The 17,224-nt window shown below is 72.9% G+C and carries 16 protein-coding genes and 2 pseudogenes; 8 read left to right on the top strand and 10 right to left on the bottom strand.

Going from position 1 to position 17,224, the window contains the following annotated elements; all coding sequences use genetic code 11:
- A partial coding sequence (locus UW392_RS10890) for a TetR/AcrR family transcriptional regulator (RefSeq protein ID WP_320774717.1) occupies positions 1–489 on the top strand: 489 nt, incomplete at its 5' end.
- Positions 490–507: 18 nt separating this feature from the next.
- On the opposite strand, the gene UW392_RS10885 is transcribed toward UW392_RS10890, so the two are convergent.
- The 5 genes and pseudogenes from UW392_RS10885 to UW392_RS10865 form a co-directional block, all read right to left on the bottom strand.
- Entirely contained in the window at positions 508–1,425 is a 918-nt protein-coding gene (locus UW392_RS10885; RefSeq protein WP_320774716.1) for a TIGR03619 family F420-dependent LLM class oxidoreductase, read from the bottom strand.
- A gap of 10 nt (positions 1,426–1,435) precedes the next feature.
- A complete protein-coding gene (locus UW392_RS10880) occupies positions 1,436–2,086 on the bottom strand; it encodes an HAD family phosphatase (protein ID WP_320774715.1) in 651 nt (216 codons plus the stop codon).
- 230 nt (positions 2,087–2,316) lie between these two features.
- Positions 2,317–2,563 (bottom strand): annotated as a pseudogene (locus tag UW392_RS10875) (prephenate dehydratase); the annotation flags it as partial.
- The gene (locus UW392_RS10870) at positions 2,538–3,425 is read right to left on the bottom strand and encodes a hypothetical protein (RefSeq protein ID WP_320774714.1); all 888 of its coding nucleotides are present in this window, start codon (positions 3,423–3,425) and stop codon (positions 2,538–2,540) included. The gene UW392_RS10870 and the pseudogene UW392_RS10875, both read right to left, overlap by 26 nt.
- A 77-nt stretch (positions 3,426–3,502) precedes the next feature.
- Positions 3,503–4,474: an NAD(P)-dependent oxidoreductase gene (locus UW392_RS10865; protein ID WP_320774713.1), complete on the bottom strand. Its 972-nt coding sequence runs from the start codon at positions 4,472–4,474 to the stop codon at positions 3,503–3,505.
- Between the two features lie 141 nt (positions 4,475–4,615).
- Here UW392_RS10865 and UW392_RS10860 point away from each other — a divergent pair, with 141 nt between their 5' ends.
- On the top strand, positions 4,616–6,034 hold the full coding sequence (locus UW392_RS10860; protein WP_320774712.1) for an FAD-binding oxidoreductase: 1,419 nt from the start codon (positions 4,616–4,618) through the stop codon (positions 6,032–6,034).
- Positions 6,035–6,094: 60 nt separating this feature from the next.
- Positions 6,095–6,679, top strand: a complete 585-nt coding sequence (locus UW392_RS10855) for a helix-turn-helix domain-containing protein (RefSeq protein ID WP_320774711.1) — start codon at positions 6,095–6,097, stop codon at positions 6,677–6,679.
- Between the two features lie 7 nt (positions 6,680–6,686).
- Here the strand turns inward: UW392_RS10855 and UW392_RS10850 are convergent, their stop codons facing one another.
- Both UW392_RS10850 and UW392_RS10845 read right to left on the bottom strand, forming a co-directional pair.
- Positions 6,687–6,965: a WhiB family transcriptional regulator gene (locus UW392_RS10850; protein ID WP_414495916.1), complete on the bottom strand. Its 279-nt coding sequence runs from the start codon at positions 6,963–6,965 to the stop codon at positions 6,687–6,689.
- Positions 6,966–7,066: 101 nt separating this feature from the next.
- Complete coding sequence (locus UW392_RS10845) at positions 7,067–8,041, bottom strand: dehydrogenase (protein WP_320774710.1); 975 nt, start codon at positions 8,039–8,041, stop codon at positions 7,067–7,069.
- A gap of 361 nt (positions 8,042–8,402) precedes the next feature.
- On the opposite strand from UW392_RS10845, the gene UW392_RS10840 reads away from it, so the two are divergent.
- The gene (locus UW392_RS10840) at positions 8,403–11,147 is read left to right on the top strand and encodes a helix-turn-helix transcriptional regulator (protein WP_320774718.1); all 2,745 of its coding nucleotides are present in this window, start codon (positions 8,403–8,405) and stop codon (positions 11,145–11,147) included.
- A gap of 20 nt (positions 11,148–11,167) precedes the next feature.
- On the opposite strand, the gene UW392_RS10835 is transcribed toward UW392_RS10840, so the two are convergent.
- Positions 11,168–11,980: an alpha/beta hydrolase gene (locus UW392_RS10835; protein WP_320774709.1), complete on the bottom strand. Its 813-nt coding sequence runs from the start codon at positions 11,978–11,980 to the stop codon at positions 11,168–11,170.
- Positions 11,981–12,266: 286 nt separating this feature from the next.
- Here UW392_RS10835 and UW392_RS10830 point away from each other — a divergent pair, with 286 nt between their 5' ends.
- Positions 12,267–12,695 (top strand): SsgA family sporulation/cell division regulator, encoded by a 429-nt coding sequence (locus UW392_RS10830; protein WP_320774708.1) that lies wholly within the window; start codon positions 12,267–12,269, stop codon positions 12,693–12,695.
- A 3-nt stretch (positions 12,696–12,698) separates the two neighbouring features.
- On the opposite strand, the gene UW392_RS10825 is transcribed toward UW392_RS10830, so the two are convergent.
- Positions 12,699–13,709, bottom strand: coding sequence for a M28 family peptidase (locus UW392_RS10825; RefSeq protein WP_320774707.1), 1,011 nt, complete (start codon positions 13,707–13,709; stop codon positions 12,699–12,701).
- A gap of 288 nt (positions 13,710–13,997) precedes the next feature.
- Between UW392_RS10825 and UW392_RS10820 the strand changes: the two genes are divergently transcribed.
- Positions 13,998–14,708, top strand: coding sequence for a transglycosylase SLT domain-containing protein (locus tag UW392_RS10820; RefSeq protein WP_320774706.1), 711 nt, complete (start codon positions 13,998–14,000; stop codon positions 14,706–14,708).
- Between the two features lie 57 nt (positions 14,709–14,765).
- A pseudogene (locus UW392_RS66940) lies at positions 14,766–15,293 on the top strand (RNA polymerase sigma factor); the annotation flags it as partial.
- Between the two features lie 327 nt (positions 15,294–15,620).
- Here UW392_RS66940 and UW392_RS10810 read toward each other — a convergent pair.
- The gene (locus tag UW392_RS10810) at positions 15,621–16,820 is read right to left on the bottom strand and encodes a transposase (RefSeq protein ID WP_320774705.1); all 1,200 of its coding nucleotides are present in this window, start codon (positions 16,818–16,820) and stop codon (positions 15,621–15,623) included.
- Positions 16,821–16,870: 50 nt separating this feature from the next.
- Between UW392_RS10810 and tnpA the strand changes: the two genes are divergently transcribed.
- Positions 16,871–17,224 (top strand): IS200/IS605 family transposase (gene tnpA, locus UW392_RS10805; protein WP_320774704.1); only part of this gene is annotated, 354 nt, incomplete at its 3' end.

The following is a 17,224-nucleotide window of genomic DNA, read 5'->3' as shown; positions in this document are numbered from 1 at the left end:
ATGCTCGCCGCCGACCCCGGCGCGAGCATCGCGAGCATCGCCACCGAGGCGGGAGTGGACCGGCGCACCGTCTACCGGCGCTTCGCCTCCCGTGAGGACCTGCTCGCCGCGATCTACGCGTCACGCCTGGCGGCCATCGAGGCGGCCATCGAGGACGCCCGGCTGTCCGAGGCGCCCGTCCCCGTGGCCCTGCACCGCTACGTCGAGAACATCATCGCGGTCAACCGGACCTGGCCCGTCGACCTCACCCGCATGCTCGCCGACGAGGAGGTGCGCGCCCGCCGCGACGCCTCGGCGCACGAGGTCGACGCCTTTCTCGACCGTGCGACCGCCGAGGGGTTCCTGCGCCCCGGTCTGCCCGAGGGGTGGGCGAGCGCCCTGCTCCCCCAGCTCATGCACCTGGTGGCGCGGCAGTTGCCGGAACTGAGCCCGGCGCGGGCGGCCGACGTCGTCGTCGACACTCTGCTGCACGGCGTCGGCGCGCCCTGAGACGGAGCGGGCCGGCTGTCAGCCCCGGCGCACGCCGTCGATGAACCGGCCGGCCAGGTCGACCCGTTCGTCCAGGGTCGCGGGCGTCTGCCCGAAGTCCACGAACAGTTCGTGCACGCCCGCCTCCGCGGCGGCCCGCGCGTAGTCGATGTACTGGTCGAGCGTGCCCGCGAAGGGCATCCGCTCGGCGTCCGTCGTCACGTCCGTCAGCTCCGGGTTGACCCGCAGCGCCATCCGCAGGGCGGACGGGTCGCGGTCGGCCTCGGCCGCCGCCTTCAGGACCACGCCCCACATACCGAGCAGCTGCGGCAGCGGCAGCGCCACGGGCAGCCAGCCGTCGAGCCGGCGTCCGATGCGCCGCAGACCGCTGGGTGTGAACGCCGCGAGCAGCACCGGCGGTCCGGGCCGCCGGTGCGGCTTGAGCCCCACCACGGTCTCCGGGATGGTGAACAGCGGCCCCTCGTGGGCGAAGACGTCGTTGGCCCAGTACTCCCGCAGCACCTGGAGCGTCTCGTCGAGCCGGGCGCCGCGGCCCTTCCAGGGCACGGAGACCGCGGTGTACTCCTCGGGCATCCAGCCCAGTCCGAGACCCACGGTCAGCCGCCCCCGGCTGAGCGCGTCCAGGGTGGTCAGGGAACGGGCCAGCATCAGCGGCGGCTGCCACAGGCCGTTGAGGGTGCTGGTGCCCAGGCGGACCCGGTCCGTGTGGGACGCGGCGAAGGTCAGGGCGACCAGCGGGTCCATGTGGTTCTCGTAGACGCGGGGCATCTGCCCGTCCGCGCTGGGGTAGGGCGCTCCGGGCACGAGCGGGGCGAGGACGCGGTCACCGGTCCACAGCGAGTCGTACCCCATCTCCTCCGCGGTCCGGGAGATCCGCAGGATGCCCTCCGGGTGGGCGTCGGGGCCGAAGGTGGGCAGGGCGAGGCCCAGTTTCATAGGTGTCTCCTCAGACGGTGGCCCGGTCCGGGCCGTTGCCGGTCAATGTGATGCCGAGCAGGTCTTCCAGGGCGGTGACCGTCCTGGCGGGGTCCACGGCGTGGACGGTGGCGAAGCCCAGCTCGGCGGCGGGCTTCAGGTACTGCTCGGTGTCGTCGACGAACACACACTCCCCGGCCGTCAGGCCGAGCCGCTCCAGCACGATCCGGAACATCTCCGGCTCGGGCTTGCGGGTGCCGTGTTCCTCCGACAGCACCACGGCGTCGTAGCGGTCCTCGATCCCGTACCCGGCGTAGAGGTTCCACGGGGTCAGGCCCACGGTGTTGGAGAGGATGCCGACCTTCACACCCGCCCGGCGCGCGGCGGCGGCAGCGGCGATGACCGAGGGCTCGGGGCGCAGGTCGGCGAAGATGCGGCCCATGAGGTTGTGCGGCTCGATGCCGAGGAGCCGGCCGGCCCCCTCGTTCCACTGAGTCTGGCTGAGCGCGCCGCGCTCCAGGTCCTCGGTGAGCCGGATGCCCTCGGGGTTCAGGTAGAGACCGGTGAGCAGCGCCCCCTCGGGCAGTCCCGCGCGCTTCTCGAAAGCCAGCGCGGCGGTCAGCAGGGGGGTCGTCAGCACACCGCCGAAGTCGAGCACGAGGCCCTTGCGGTGTTGGGTCATGTGCACACCTTAGAAGGGATGCACATGCCGTCCCGCACCGGGTCAGGTGTTTCTAGGTATCCGTCCCCGAGGAACATGTACGGCCCCGAGGAACATGTTCACAGCTCACCCGGGTCGGGGGTGAACCCGGTGGCAGGGTGAGCACGTTGTCCGGGTGAGGGACCTTCCGCCGCCGCCACGGCGACGGCGGCGGAAGGTCCCTCGTCCCGGCCGCTCAGGCCGCGAAAGGCGTCGCCTGACTCGGCCACCTCGCGGGCCGCCCCGGCAGGGGTGTCGCTGACCAGGGTCCGCCAGGCGCCTTCCCGCAGCAACTCGCGGCGCTGGCCCAGAGCGTGCACGTGGCTGCGGACGTGCTCGACCCGCGTCCAGGGCCTGCTCGAAACCGGTGCGGGGCAGCTCGGCGGCGTCCGGGTTCGGGGCGCGCGCGGCGGTCGCCGAGTTCGATCCGGGTTCACCCTGGTATGCGACGGTCGTCACCGTGTTCAGCCTTCCTGGGGGAGGTCCCGTCGTGGGGCGGCAGAAGCTTCGTCGCGTACCGCGCCAGCTGAAGTATCGGTGAACTCGCCTCCATCAGGTGAACCAGGGGCTCCCGCCGGTCGTCGCGGTCCTGCTCCAGCGTGTGGCTGTAGACCGCCGCGAGAACGTGGGGCCCGACGTCGGCGATCCCCCGGACCCGCTCGGCCAGCCGCTCCTGGAAGTCCGGCGGCAGCCCCGCACGGGCGGTGGGCACACCGTGCAGGGCGGCCGTCAGGCTCAGCCGCTCGTCGTGCAGTACGGCGGCCAGATCGGCGGCCGGCCCGGCGGCGGCCACCGGTCCCGGGGCACCCGTCGTCGCCCGCGGGTCCGGGCCGGCCAGTACGTCGGTCATGCGGCGGGCCGCGCCCAGGGCCAGCGCGGCCGCCGCCGTCCACAGGTACGCGGCGTCCCCGGCCCGCAGGGGCGTGCCCGCGCTGTACGTGGCCAGCCCCGCCGGCACCTGCACACCGGCCAGCCGCAGCACCGCGCGGGGCGGGTCCCCGGGACCGTCCGTCGCGTCGGGGACCGAACCCGGCAGACTCCTGGCGGGGAGCACGAAGAGGTCGGGGAGGTCGTCGGGGCGGTCCCCGCCGGGCGGGCGTCCGGGGCGGGCGAGGGGCAGCGTCAACCACGGTCCCGTCGGCTCGTGCGTGGGCAGGTGCCACAGTCCGGACAGGGCGTAGCCGCCGGCCGCCGGACGGACCACCGGGGTCCTGGGCAGGCCGGGCCGGGGAACCGCGGCGGTCAGCGGCGCGGCCCAGTTCCAGGCGCCGGTGAAGGCCCGCCAGGCACCGGCCGGATCGGCGTGGCCGAGCGGTTCCATGACGGCGAGGACCCGGGTGAGGCCGGCGGCGGGTCCGGGCGGGCGCGGCGGGTCGTTCCGCGACGGTGACGGCACGGCTACGCGGCCCGTCCGCCGGAGGCGGCCGGAGCTGTCGTGAGGACGACGTTCTCCAGTTCCTCGCCCCGGGCGTAGCGCCGCAGTTGGCGGCGGAGGAAGTCGGCGCTCATCGTGCCGAACGCGTCGGTGAACGCCGCCACGTGCGGGGTGATCAGCGCCCCGGGCAGGTGCCACAGGGGGTGGCCGGACGGCAGGGGTTCAGGGTCGGTGACGTCCAGGGCGACGCGGAGCCTGCCCGCCCGTACCCGGCGGACCAGCGCGCGGGTGTCGACGAGTTCCCCGCGGGCGACGTTGACGAACATCGCTCCGTCCTTCAGCAGCGCGAGGGCCCCGGCGTCGAACATGCCACGGGTCAGGTCGGTCAGCGGCGCGCACAGCACCACCGCGTCCGCCGTGGGCAGCAGCGCGGGCAGCTCGGCCGTGCCGTGCACCCGCCCCGCCGGGGTGGTACGTGCCGTGCGGGCCACCAGGACCGGCTCGCAGCGGAACGCGCCGAGCCGGGCGGCGACGGCCGCGCCGACGGCGCCGTAGCCGATGACCAGGACGCGCTTGCCGACCAGGGTGGAGCGGAACTCGGGACGCCACTGGCCGGCGGCCTGCCCGGCCGCGAACCGGTCCAGGCCCCGGCACAGGGCCAGCAGCAGGGTGACCGCCAGTTCGGCGGTGGCGTCGCGGTGCACGCCGCGGCCGGTACTGAGCCGGGTACCGGCGGGCAGCAGATCCGTCAGCGGCAGCATGTGGTCGTAGCCGGAGCTGAGGAGCTGCACCGCCTGCAGGGCGCGCATCCTCGGCAGCACGGGAGCGAGCAGGCGTTCGGCACCGGGCACGGGCGGCGCCACGAGGAACCGGACGTCAGCAGGGTCGCCCGGCAGCGGCTCCGAACCGTCCCAGGTGGCATACGACAGTTCCTCGGGCAGCCCGGGGAACCGGTCCGGCCGGTAGGGAAGCCAGACGGTCTTGCGGTCCTTCATCGTGCATCAGCTTCTTCCCGGTGCGACATGTGGGGCTCGTTCGCTCTCTCGGAGGGACGCATGTGTCACACCTCTCGGTTCATGTGAGCCTACTCACCCACATGTGTGAACCAGTCATCGGTGTCGTCGCGTGTACGAAGTATGAAAACCTCGGACTTCCCGACCGGCCGTCCGGGCCGGCCCGCCACCCTCTCCGCGCTGCGCGAGGCCGCCACCGGCCCGGTCCTCGTCCCCGGCGACCCGTCGTACGAGGCGGAGTGCACCGGACACAACCTGCTGCGCGTGGCCCGGCCGACGGTGGTCGTCGGGGCCGCCGACGCCCGGGACGTGGTGGCCGCCGTCCGCTACGCCCGCTCCCAGGACATGCCGGTGGCCGTGCGCGGCGCGGGCCACCAGACGGTACTGCCCGAGGACGACGGCGAGTGGTTGCTGATCACCACCGGACGTATGGACGACGTATGTGTGTCCCCCGGCACGCGCACCGCGACCGTCGGTGCGGGCGCCCGCTGGCGCGCGGTCGTCGACGCGGCGGCCAAACACGACCTGACCCCCCTCGCGGGCTCGGCCCCGGACGTCGGCGTGCTCGGTTACACCCTGGGCGGCGGCATCGGCCCGCTGCTCAGCCGCGCTCACGGGTACGCCGCGGACCATGTGCACCGCATGGACGTGGTCACCGCCGCCGGTGACCTGATCGGGGTGACGCCGGACAGCGATCCCGAGCTGTTCTGGGCTCTGCTCGGCTGCAAGGGCAACTTCGGGATCGTCGTGGCGATGGAGTTCGCCCTCTTCCCGGTGAGCGGGTTCTACGGCGGCGGTCTGTACTTCCGCGGTGAGGACACCGCGCGGGTGCTCGCCGCGTGGCGCCGGTGGCTGCCGACTCTGGACGAGGACACCACGACCTCGGTGACCGTGCAGCGGCTGCCGGACGCACCGGAGCTGCCGGAGGTGCTGCGCGGCTCGTTCGTCGTGCATGTCCGCGTCGGACACCTCGGCCCCGCCTCCCGGGGCGAACGCGTCGTCGCCCCGCTGCGCAGGGCAGCCGTCTGTCTGCTGGACACCCTCATGGAGCGCCCCGTCACCGAGCTGGGCGAGATCCACGTCGACCCGGTGCGTCCGGCTCCCGTCTCCGGGACCAGCCTGGGCCTGCGCGAGTTCTCCGCCACCACGGCCGCGGCGTTCACCGCGCTCACCGGCGCCGACTCGGGCTGCCCCCTGGTCAGCGTCGAGATCCGGGCGCTGGGAGGCGCCCTGGACCGGCAGCCGCCGGTACCCAACTCGGTGCCCTCGCGGGGGCTGCCGTTCGTGTCCTTCGCCTTCGGCGTGGCGGGTGCCGACGAAGCGGCACCTGTCCGGGAGTACCTGGCCGCCTACGCCGAGGGCATGGCCCCGTGGGCGGACCGCCGCGACGTCGTGAACTTCCTCTCCCCCGAGCTGGCCTCCGACGAGACGCAGATGCGGCGCGTCTTCGGCGAGGAGCGGTACACGCGGCTCGCGGCGGTCAAGCGCCGGTACGACCCCCACAACGTCTTCCGGCTCAACCACAACGTGCTGCCAGGCTGAGAGCCGCCCGGGGCCATGCCCCCGGCCCGGCCACCGGGCGCGGCGGGGCACAATGAGGGCATGAGCGCGGCAGAGACGACCTTCGAACAGGCCGGGCGGGACGAGCAGCCCCGCAGACGGGCCGATGCCCGCCGCAACCACGACCGGGTCTTCGCGGCGGCGCTGGAGGTCTTCGCCGAGGCGGGTCTGCAGGGCACCGTGCCGCAGGTCGCCGAGCGCGCCGATGTCGGCAAGGCCACCGTGTACCGCAGCTACCCCACCAAGGAGGATCTGGTGGAGGCGGTCGTCCGGCACCGGATGGCGGAGCTGGAGCGGGTCACCGGACCCGCTCTGGACGAGGCCGAACCGGCGCACGCCTTCGCCGCGTTCGTCCGCGCCCTCTTCGCCTACCTCGCCCAGGACCGGCTGCTGTCGGAGGCCCTGGCCGATGTGCGGTCGGCGCCCTGTACCGGGCCGCTGCTCGACCGGCTGGAGGAGCTGATGGCACAGGCCAGGGCCGCCGGGGAGGTCCGGTCCGACGCGGACCGGCTGGATCTGCGTGTGGTGCTGTGCGGCATGTGCCTGCAACTGGTGGGCCTGGCGGAACGGGACGTGGCCCGGTGGCGGCGCTACGGTGAGCTGACCCTCCAGGCGCTGCGTCCCTGAGGACGGTTCAGCGTCTCGCGGCGGTCCGGCCCCGGGACGGGTCGAGTTCCGCGAAGAACCGCGCCCAGGACGACACGCCGGGACGCCTGCGCAGCAGCGCACGGCGCTCCCGTTCGGTCATCGCGCCCCACACGCCGTGGTCCATGCGGTGGTCCAGCGCGTACGCCAGGCACTTGAGCCGCACCGGGCAGCCGGCGCACACGGCCTTGGCCTGGTTCTGCTCCGCGCCCTCGGCGAACATCCGCTCCGGCTGTGTCCGGCACCGCCCCTGCGTGACCCAGTCCATGCCCGCCTCGCCTCACCGTGATTACAGATACATGTGAGCCTATCTCACATGTATCTGGGCATGTATCTGGCCATGTATCCGAACTTGCATCTGGAGTGATGTCACTCCTCGTACCGCAGCACGTGGCAGAGCGCGGGGACCGCCCCGGAGGCCAGCTCCGCCATGACGTCCGGCAGCTCCTCGAACCGGTTCTCGCCGGTGATCAGGGCGTCCAGGGCCGGGTCGGCCAGCAGGTCCAGGGCGAGGGCCAGCCGGTCGGCGTAGGAGCGGGAGGCACGGGCCGGGGAGACGGTGCCGACCTGGCTGCTGCGCAGGGTGAGCCGACCGGAGTGGAAGTTCTCGCCGAGCGGGAGGGCCACCCGCCGGTCGCCGTACCAGCTCAGGTCGAGCACCGTGCCCTCGGGGCGGAGCAGTTCCAGGGAGCGCGCCAGGCCGGCCTCGGTGGCGCTGGCGTGCACGACGAGGTCGAGGCCGCCGTGGGCGTCCTCGGGGGCGGCGAACTCCACGCCGAGCGCGGCGGCGGTCCGCGCACGGGCCGGGTCGGTGTCCACGAGCTGCACCCGCACGCCGGGGAAGCGGGCCAGGAGGGCGGCCACCGAGCAGCCGACCATGCCGCCGCCGACCACCGCGATCCGGTCGCCGACCAGGGGCGCGGCGTCCCACAGGGCGTTGACGGCGGTCTCCACGGTGCCCGCGAGGACGGCCCGCCGGGCGGGTACGGCGTCCGGTACGGGGGTCACGGCCGCGGCGGGGACGACGTACCGGGTCTGGTGCGGGTACAGGCAGAACACCGTACGGCCGGTCAGCGCGGCCGGGCCCTCCTCCACGACGCCGACGTTGAGGTAGCCGTACTTCACCGGGCCGGGGAAGTCGCCCTCCTGGAACGGGGCCCGCATCGTCCGCCACTGGCCGCGTGGCACCCGGCCGCCGAACACCAGGGTCTCGGTGCCCCGGCTGACGCCCGACCACAGGGTGCGTACCAGGACCTCGCCGTCCTGTGGCTGGTCCACCTCCGCCTCGCGCAGTTCGCCGTGGCCGGGTGCGCGCAGCCAGAACGCGCGGGCGTGATGACTCATCGTGGTCCTCCGTAGGTGGCGGAACGGGTTCCGCCGCAGAAGGTACACACCTCAGATCCGGAACGACGGCTCTCACATGTGGTCCGGGAGCGCCCGGAAAGCCGCACAAGAAACTTTTCGGCCATACCTGGTGACGGAAACGTCCGCCGGGATCTAATCTCTTGTCCTGAGCAAGGAGCGGGACAGTGGCACATGTCACGGCGCCCGCGACTGTCACCGGTATCACCGGACGCGAACCGGACACGTATCCTCCCTGTGCCCCGGCTGTGGCCGGCGCGATCCGTGTGTGCGGTCGGGTACATGTCCGTACCGGGCCGGGGCGTGAAGGGAGCGGGGCACGGTGGAGTCGGACTTCGGGGCCATGATCGGCCGGGACGACGAACTGCGGACACTGTCGGAGTTCGTAGCGGCCCCCGGCGGGCGGGCCCTCGTCCTGCGGGGCGACACGGGGGTGGGCAAGAGCGCCCTGCTGGAACACGCCGCCGGCCTCGCCGCCGCGGAGAACCAGCGGGTGATCCGGGCGGCGGGGGTCGAGGCCGAGTCGGAGCTGCCCTTCGCCGGCCTGCACCAGTTCCTGTACCCGCTGCTGTCCTCCATCGACCGGCTGGACGAGGTGCACCGGCGCGTCTTCGACGTGGTCTTCGGCCGCAGCACGCAGGCGCCCCCGTCGGTCATGACCCTCGGCATCGCCGTCCTCGACCTGCTCTCCCTGGCGGCTTCGCCCGAGCCCCTGCTGCTGGTGCTCGACGACGGCCAGTGGCTGGACGTCTCCAGCACCGAGGTGTGCGGGTTCGTGGGCCGGCGGCTGACCGGCAGCTCGGTCAAGCTCGTCGTCGTCCTGCGCTCCGACGTCCCCTCGGGCTTCGACACCGCCGCGCTGCCGGAGCTGCCGGTGACCGCGCTCTCACAGAAGGCGTCGGAGCAACTGCTGGACACCCACCACCCGGGACTCGACCCCACGGTCCGCCGGCTGGTCCTGGACGAGGCCGGGGGCAACCCGCTGGCCCTGCTGGAGCTGCCGCCGTACGTACGCGGCAGCCGGGCCGGCCGCCCCGCCGCCGAACCGTTCGGCTACACCGGCATCCCCCTCCCCCAGCGTCTCCAGCAGGTCTACGGCGCCCGCATCGAGTCGCTCGGCGCCGCCGTCCGCGCGGAGCTGCTGCGCGGCGCCCTGGACGGCGTCGGCGCGGGTACGGCGTCCGCCCTCGCGGGCGCCACCCGCTACCGGATGCGGGAGGCCGACGAGGCCGCGGACCGCGGTCTGCTGGACATCGACCCGCTGACCGGGGACTTCGTCTTCCGGCACCCTCTGGTGCGCTCGACCGTGGTGCAGACGGCCACCCCCAACGAGCGACGCGCGGCCCACGCCGTGCTCGCCCAGGAGCACCACGACGACCTGGAGCGGCGCGCCACCCACCTGGCCGCCTCCGCCGTCGACCCGGACGAGGGGATCGCGGCGGCGCTGGAGGCCGCCGCGGACTCCGCGATCCGGCGCGGCGGTGCCCTGGCGGCCATGGCCTGGCTGACCCGCGCCGCCGAGCTGAGCGAGTCCCCCGCCGAACGGTCCCGGCGGCTGGGCAGCGCCGCCTACATCGCCGGGCACTCCGGCCAGCTGGACCAGGCGCAGCGACTGGTCCGCTCCGATCCGGCGTCCGGCGTGGTGGACTCCCCGGACTCGGTGGTCGCCTCCGGGTACGTCGCGCTCTTCGAGGACGGGGACGTGCGGTCCTCGCACCGCCAGGTCCTCTCCGCGATCGAGACACTGCGCGACCGGGGGGTCGACGGCCCGGACGAGGTGCTCATCCGCCTGGTGGACCTGCTGCTGGCCATCAGTCAGTACGCGAGTGACGCGGCCGCCTGGGAGCGGGTGCACGGGCTGCTGGACTCCCTGGACGATTCAGTGCCCGCGCAGTCGCGCATCTATCAGGACGCCTGGGGCGACGTGGTGCTGCGGGGCGCCGGGGTGCACGAGCGGGTGGAGCGCGCGTTCGCCGGTCTCCGGGACCTGGAGCCGTGGGACGTCACCCGGCTCGGGGTGGCCGCGTACCACGTGGACACGCTCAGCCAGTACCGCCCACATCTCCAGCGCACCGTCGACCGCGAGGTGGAGACGGGCGCGCTGGCCGACGCCATGACCATGCTGCATCTGGTGATGCTGGACCAGATCGCGGTCGGCGAATGGGCCGACGCCGAGCGCACCGGGCAGCGCTGCCTGGAGCTGACGACGACGCACCGGCACGCGCTGTTCTCCCACCACACCCGCTCCTACCTGGGCCTGCTGGCGGCCCTGCGCGGGGACACCGACCGGGCCCGGGAACTCCAGGCCGCCGTCGACGCCTGGGCCCGCCCGCGCGGCGTCGGCTTCCTCACCCAGATCGCCGACGCCATCGGCACCACCGCCGCTCTCGCCGACGGCGACTACGAATCCGCCTACCTCCACGCCATCGGCATCACACCCCCCGGCACCTTCACCCCCTACGCCCACCAGGCGTCCCGCACCCTCCTCGACCTGGTGGAGGCGGCCCTGCACACCGGCCGCACCGAGCAGGCCCGCGCGCACGCCGTCGCCGCCCGCGACGCGGGCCTGCCGGACATCTCACCGCGTCTCGCCCTGACCACCTACGGCGCCCTCGCCATGACCAGCGCCGACCCCGCCGAGGCCGACCACCTGTACCACCGCGCCGAGACCCACCCCGCCGCCGCCCGCTTCCCCTACGAAGTGGCCCGCGTCCGACTCGCCCACGGCATCCGCCTGCGCCACACCCAGGGCCGCAAGGCCGCGCGGCACTCGCTGACCCTCGCCGCCGACACCTTCGAACGGCTGGGCGCGGCCACCTGGGCCGAACGGGCCCGCGCCGAGCTGCGCACCGCCGGCGCGGCCACCGCGACGTCCGCGGCGCACCTGGCGGCGCTGACCTGGCAGGAACGCCGGATCGCGGACCTCGCGGCGAGCGGTCTCACCAACAAGGAGATCGGCGAGCGGATGCACCTGTCGCCGCGCACGGTCAGCTCCCACCTGTACCGGGTCTTCCCCAAGCTCGGCATCACCTCCCGCGCCGCCCTGCGCGACGCCCTGGGCAGGCTCACCGACGACCGGAGCGGGTGAGGGCACCCGGCCCGGTCCGCTCAGCCCTCTTCCACCAGGGCGCGCACTCCCCGGTCCTCCAGCCAGCCGAGCACGTAGTCGGCGACGAAGCGCCATCCGCCGTCGATGACCAGGGAGTGGGCACGGTCCGCGAACTGCTTGAGGTCGGTCACCGCCGTGGAGTCGCCGTACTGCTTGTAGACGGTGCGGGTGACGGAGTCGGGCACCAGCCGGTCCTCCTGCCCGGAGATCAGCAGCAGCGGGCCCCGGCCCGCGTTGCCGGTGTCCGCGCCGGCCCGGGGGCTGCGCGGGGTGCTCGCGCAGCCGAGGTCGGCGAGGAGCCGGCGCGGTGCGGGCATGCCGTAGCGCTCGAAGAGCCGGTCGGACTCCGCACGGCTGACGGTGTTGGCGAAGACCTGGTGGAACGTGCGCGGCGACAGCGGCACTGTCCGGTCCGCGCCGGTGCCGCCGTTCTGGTCCGGCCGCCACAGCGGCACGGGTGCCCCGGGCAGGAGTACGTCGTTGACGGGGGCGGCCGCGATGGCCACGGCGGCCCGTCCGACGTCGGCGCCGATGAGGTGCTGGGCGATGAGCCCGCCCACGGAGTGGCCGATGAGGACCGGCGGGACGTCGAAGGAGCGGACGATACCGGCGTAGTGATCGGTCAGCGTGGCCAGATCGAGTCCGGCGAGCGTCTCGGGCGCGGCGCGTACGGTCCGGGCCGCGGTCGCCTCACCGGGCCAGCCGGGGGCGACGGTGAGGAACCCCCGGCTGGCGAAGCGCTCCACCCACGCCTCCCAGGACAGCGCGTGCAGCCACACGCCATGGATGAAGACGACGGGGGTACGGTTCACGGCTGGTTCCTCCGAGCAGGACGACCGCCCGGCACCAGTACGCGGGCGACAGCTCCAGAATCTTCCAGCGGTCCGTCGGGGACGACAGTCGAATGACTGAATGTCCGTGCCGGCCCTGCTCCGCGCACCGTCCCAACACGGACAACGGTCCGCATTCCGGTCGGCTGTGGCGGCGATCACCGTCATCGCCCGTACAGCCGGACGGTCAACTTACCTATGTACGTCACGCCGGCCATGACCAGAGTGGACTCCGCGAACATCCGCCGATGGGAAGGACCGACCCGATATGAGCCGCCTCACGCTGAGCCTGGACATCGAACGCGTGCTGGACGTCTGTGTCCGGCAGACGGTCAGGACCGAGTTCCGGTTCAGCCCCCGGTCCCCGCTGGTCGTCGGCGTGGACCTGCTGGTCGACGGCGGCCCGAGCGTCCGGTGGCAGATCGGCCGGGACCTCCTCCAGCAGGGCCTGTACTCGGTGAGCGGCCTCGGCGACATCCGGATATGGCCGGCCCAGCTGGAGAAGGGGCGGGCCACCTCGTGGCTGCAGCTGTGCTCGGGCGACATGGCCGCGCTGTTCGAACTGCCGGTGCGCCCGCTGGCCGAATGGCTGGAACACACCTACGCGCTGGTGCCCGCCGGGCAGGAACTGGCCGGGATCGACTGGGACATCGCCACCGCCGGACTGCTGCCCGCCCGCGAGGCCCAGCACGACTGAGGGTCACCCGTGGCGCGGGGCGTCGGGCCAGGACACGGCGGTGACCGCGGTGGCGTCGGTGACGGTGGCCAGCCGCGCGTAGTCCAGGGTCGCCGGGGTGTCCGTCGGCCGGTGGTAGTGCGGATTGCGGAAGTTCGCGGTGTCGGTGAGCATCAGCGCGGGCACGCCCCGGTTCCAGAACGGCGCGTGGTCGCTGCGGCCCAGGTGGTTGGCGGGTGGCACGGCCAGCCCGATGAGCGCGCCGGGCAGTCCGTCGGGCCGCGGGTCCCGCAGGGGCAGCCCGGTGAGGGCCGGGGAGGCCGCGGCGGCGGCCTGCCGCCACACCTCGGCGGCGCCGGCCGAGGAACGACGGTGCACCACGAGCGTGAAGTTCCCCCGGTACCCGTCGGCGGCGGTCGCGGCGGACGCCTCGGGGAAGAGCCGCGCGAAACCGGCGGGCAGCCGTTGAGCGCCCGGGTCGTCGTCGAAGTAGCCCACCGACTCCAGGCAGATCATGCCGCGCACCCCGCCGTCCCGGGTCAGTTCCCGGGCCGCCTGGCGGGCGCCGATCAGCCCCAGTTCCTCCATGTCGAACACGGCGAGGACGACCCGCGGCGCGGTGGGCGCGGCCGCCAGCAGCCGTGCCGTCTCCAGTACCACGGCCACGCCCGAGGCGTTGTCGTCGGCGCCCGGACTGCCGTCGACGGTGTCGAGGTGCGCGCCGACCACGACGACCGGCCCGGAACCCGGACCCGGCAGCCGGGCGTAGAGGTTGGCCCCGCTGAGGCGCCGGTGCAGCCGCGGTTTCAGGGCGAGTGCCCGGTGACCGTGCCGGTCGGTGGCGCCGAGCTGCCAGCGCACGTCGAACGGTTGCCGCCGCACCAGCCAGCCCGCCGCTTCCAGTTCGTCCCGTACGTACGCCTCGGCCCGTCCCATCGCCCGGGGCGCCCGGCGCCGGCCGCGCGGCCCGGCGGCGAGGAACTCCACGTGCCGGCGCAGCCGTACGGCGTCCGCGCGCGGTCGGTGCCCGTCCATCCTCAGCGGTTCCCTTCCCTTTTCCGTGAACCCCTCGCGGTGCCCGTCCCGTTGCCCTAGAGAAAGCTCCTGCGGCCAGATTCTCCATGGCTGGCCGGCCGCAGGAACGGGCGGTCGTCCTCACACTCTTCCCCGATGTGAGGGCGACCGCTCACCTGGCCCCGTGACCGGGGTGCGCTACCCCGCTTACACGAGTGATACGAGCGGGGCTGGCAAACGGTTCAGTCCAACTGGTGCCTGAACCGAAGCACATAGGAGAGAGCCGTGCAGCGACCGAAAGGACAACGTGTGAGTCCGACCTCGTTCCGCGGGTTCGCGGTGGCTTCGGCCGCCGCGGTCACCGCCGCCGGAAGCATCGCCGGCGCCGCCTCGGCCAGTACCGCCCAGCCCGACGACACCGCGACGCGGGCCGGCTCGACGCTCCTCGCGGACCTGCCCGTGGGGCAGCAGGCCCGTACGCAGACCGTCTCCCTGGCGCGACAGGCCGACGCCCAGGCCGTCGCGGCCGACGCGAGCGCCAGGCAGGACGCGGAGCAGGCCGCCCGGCGGGTGGCGGCCCAGACCGCGACCGAGAAGAAGCAGGCCGCCGAGAAAGCCGCCCAGGAGGCCGCCCAGGAGGCTCAGCGGGCCGAGGCGGACGCCCGGGAGCAGGCCGAGAGCGAAACGGCGGCCACGGGCACTGCGGGTCCGGCCGCGTCCGGTTCGTACACCGTGGCGCAGATCCAGGCGATGGCCCGGCAACTGGTGCCGTCCGGCCAGTTCCAGTGCTTCAGCAACATCGTGGACCACGAGTCGAGCTGGAACTACCGGGCCGTCAACGCGTCCTCCGGTGCCTACGGCCTCTTCCAGGCCCTCCCGGGCTCCAAGATGTCCTCCGTCGGCGCCGACTGGCAGACCAACCCCGCCACCCAGGTCAAGTGGGGCCTGCAGTACATGGATTCCAGCTACGGCAGTCCCTGCGACGCCTGGGCGTTCTGGCAGGCCAACCACTGGTACTGAGCTGCCGGTGGTACCGAGCGGCCGGGTGGCCGCACGTGTGCGTACGAAGGGTGAGACATGGGCGGGACACCGGCTGACGCCGGTCCGGTGCGGGACGCGACGCTGACCCGGGCGGCCCAGGCGGGCGACGTGTCGGCCCTGGGCGCGCTGCTGGAGCGGCACCGGCCCGGGATGCGGGCGGTGGCCCTCAGCCTGCTGGGGCCAGGCCCGGACGTCGACGACGTCATGCAGGAGGCGGCACTGGTGGCGCTGCGGCGGATCGTCGACGTCCGCGATCCGGAGGCCGTGGGGCCATGGCTGCGCATGATCGTGCGCAACGGCTGCCGGACCCTGCTGCGCGCCTCACGGCAACTGGAGCCCGTGGCGGAGGTGCCACTGCCGGCGGACGGCGTCACGCCCGAGCGGGTGCTGGAGAGCCACGCGCTGCGGGACTGGATCTGGGAGGCGATCGAGACGCTCTCCCCGGCGCTGCGGCTGCCGGTCGTCCTGCGGTACTTCTCCACCGGAATCACCTCGTACCAGCAGATCGCCGAAGCGTGCGCGGTCCCCGTCGGGACCGTCCGCAGCCGTCTGCACCAGGGCCGCGCCGCGCTGGCCGGAGCCCTGAGCGCCACAGCGGCCGGGGCGCACGAGGACACCGCCCGCCGGACCGAGGCCGGCTGGCAGGAGGCGCACGAGACCCTGGCGGCGGCCGAGCGCGGCGAGTTCGGCAAGGTCGTGAAGGACCGCTACTCCCCCACCGTGTCCCTGCTGGTCGGCGGGGAACGGCTCGGCGGGGCCCGGCTGCTCCTGTCCGGGATGGACAGCGACCTCTCGGCGGGCGTCCGTCAGCGCCCGGTGCACATCGTCGCCGGACGGTCCCTGATGGTGTGGGAGGTGACTACTCCCCCTCGTGAACGAGGGGGCTTCTCGTCAAGCTGGTTGAGCTTGGCGACGGGCCAGCCCGGCCCGCAGAACGTTGGAAGCCCCCACGACGTCGGCGTGCGCGCGGTGGCCGCAGTCGGTGCAGTGGAACTTCTCCTGGGTGGGCCGGTTCTCCACGCTGATGTGCCCGCATTCGGGGCAGGTACGGGAGGTGTTACGGGGGTCCACAGCGATTACTTCCCGTCCGGCGCTTTCAGCCTTGGCGTGCAGGATCGCCAGGAACACCCCCCATCCGGCATCCGAGATCGAACGGTTGAGACCGGTCTTCGCGCTGGCGCCGTTAGGCAGGAAACCGTCCGGCTGTTCGGGGTCCGGCTTCGGCGCGACGGTCTTGACCATGTTGCGGATCTTGAGGTCTTCGTGTGCGATGAGGTCGTGTTCCCGCACAAGATCCAGCGCGGTCTTGTGCGCGTGGTCGAGGCGCTGGCGGCGGACCTTGCGGTGCAGGTCGGCGATCTTCTGGACAGCCTTGCGTCGTCGTTTCGATCCTCGCTCGCAGCGGGACAGGGCCTGCTGTGCTGTTTCGAGTTTCGCGGCGGCATTGCGGCCGTGGCGGGGGTTGGTGACGTGTTCGCCGTCGGACGTGGTGAGGAACGAGGCGATGCCCATGTCGATACCGACCACCGCTCCGGTCGCGGGGAGCGGATCGGGCTGAGCCTGCTCGGCAGTCAGGACGACGTACCAGCGGCGCCCTTCACGCTTCACGCTGACGGTCTTGACCTTGCCGACCACCGGCCGGTGCTGCTTGACCTTGACGTGCCCGACGCCCTGGAAGCGGACGCGGGTCTGCGGGTCGTACGGGGTGGAGTCCCACCGGCAGCCGTCCCCGTCCTTGGGGAACTCGACCGTGTCGAACCAGTTCACGCCTCGGAAACGCGGATAGCCCGGCGTCTCGCCGGACTTGATCCGGCGGAAAAAGGCGGCGAACGCCTTGTCGAGACGACGCAACGTCGCCTGCTGCGAGCTGAACGACCAGCGTCCTTGCCGCTCGGGGTCGAAAGCGCGGATGTGTTTGAGCTGGGCCGACTGCATCCCGTACTTGATGCTCGTCTTCGAGGCGTGCCGGTAGGCGTCCCGGCGTTCCTGCAACGCACCGTTGTAGAGCGAGCAGTGGTCGGCGAGCATCGCCGACAGTGCGGCTGCCTGGCCCACGGTGGGCCTGATGAGGAACTTGTACGCGCGGATCATCCGGCCCACCTCCTTCCTGGTCGTTGCCGTCACTCTACTGCGCTTGGTGTATGTCACCACGCTGGGAACCAGATGCCGATGTTCGCAGGGGACGCCACGTCGCCTTCAACCTTCACGCTCACTCGGTGTTCGTCACCAAGTACCGGAAGGGAATCTTCGACGACACCATGCTCCAGCGCTGCGAGGACATCATGCGGGAGGTGTGCGACAAGTTCGAGGTGGAGCTGCGCGAGTTCAACGGCGAGGCCGACCACGTGCACCTGCTCGTGCACTACCCGTCCAAGCTCGCACTGTCGAAGCTGGTCAACTCCCTCAAGGGCGTCAGCTCCCGCTACCTGCGCGCCGAGTACACCGGGCGCGTCAACCGGACGGGGATGGGTTCGGTCTTCTGGTCCCGCTCGTAT

The organism is Streptomyces sp. CRN 30, from assembly GCF_034105845.1.
This window is presented reverse-complemented; position numbering and strand designations above follow the sequence as displayed.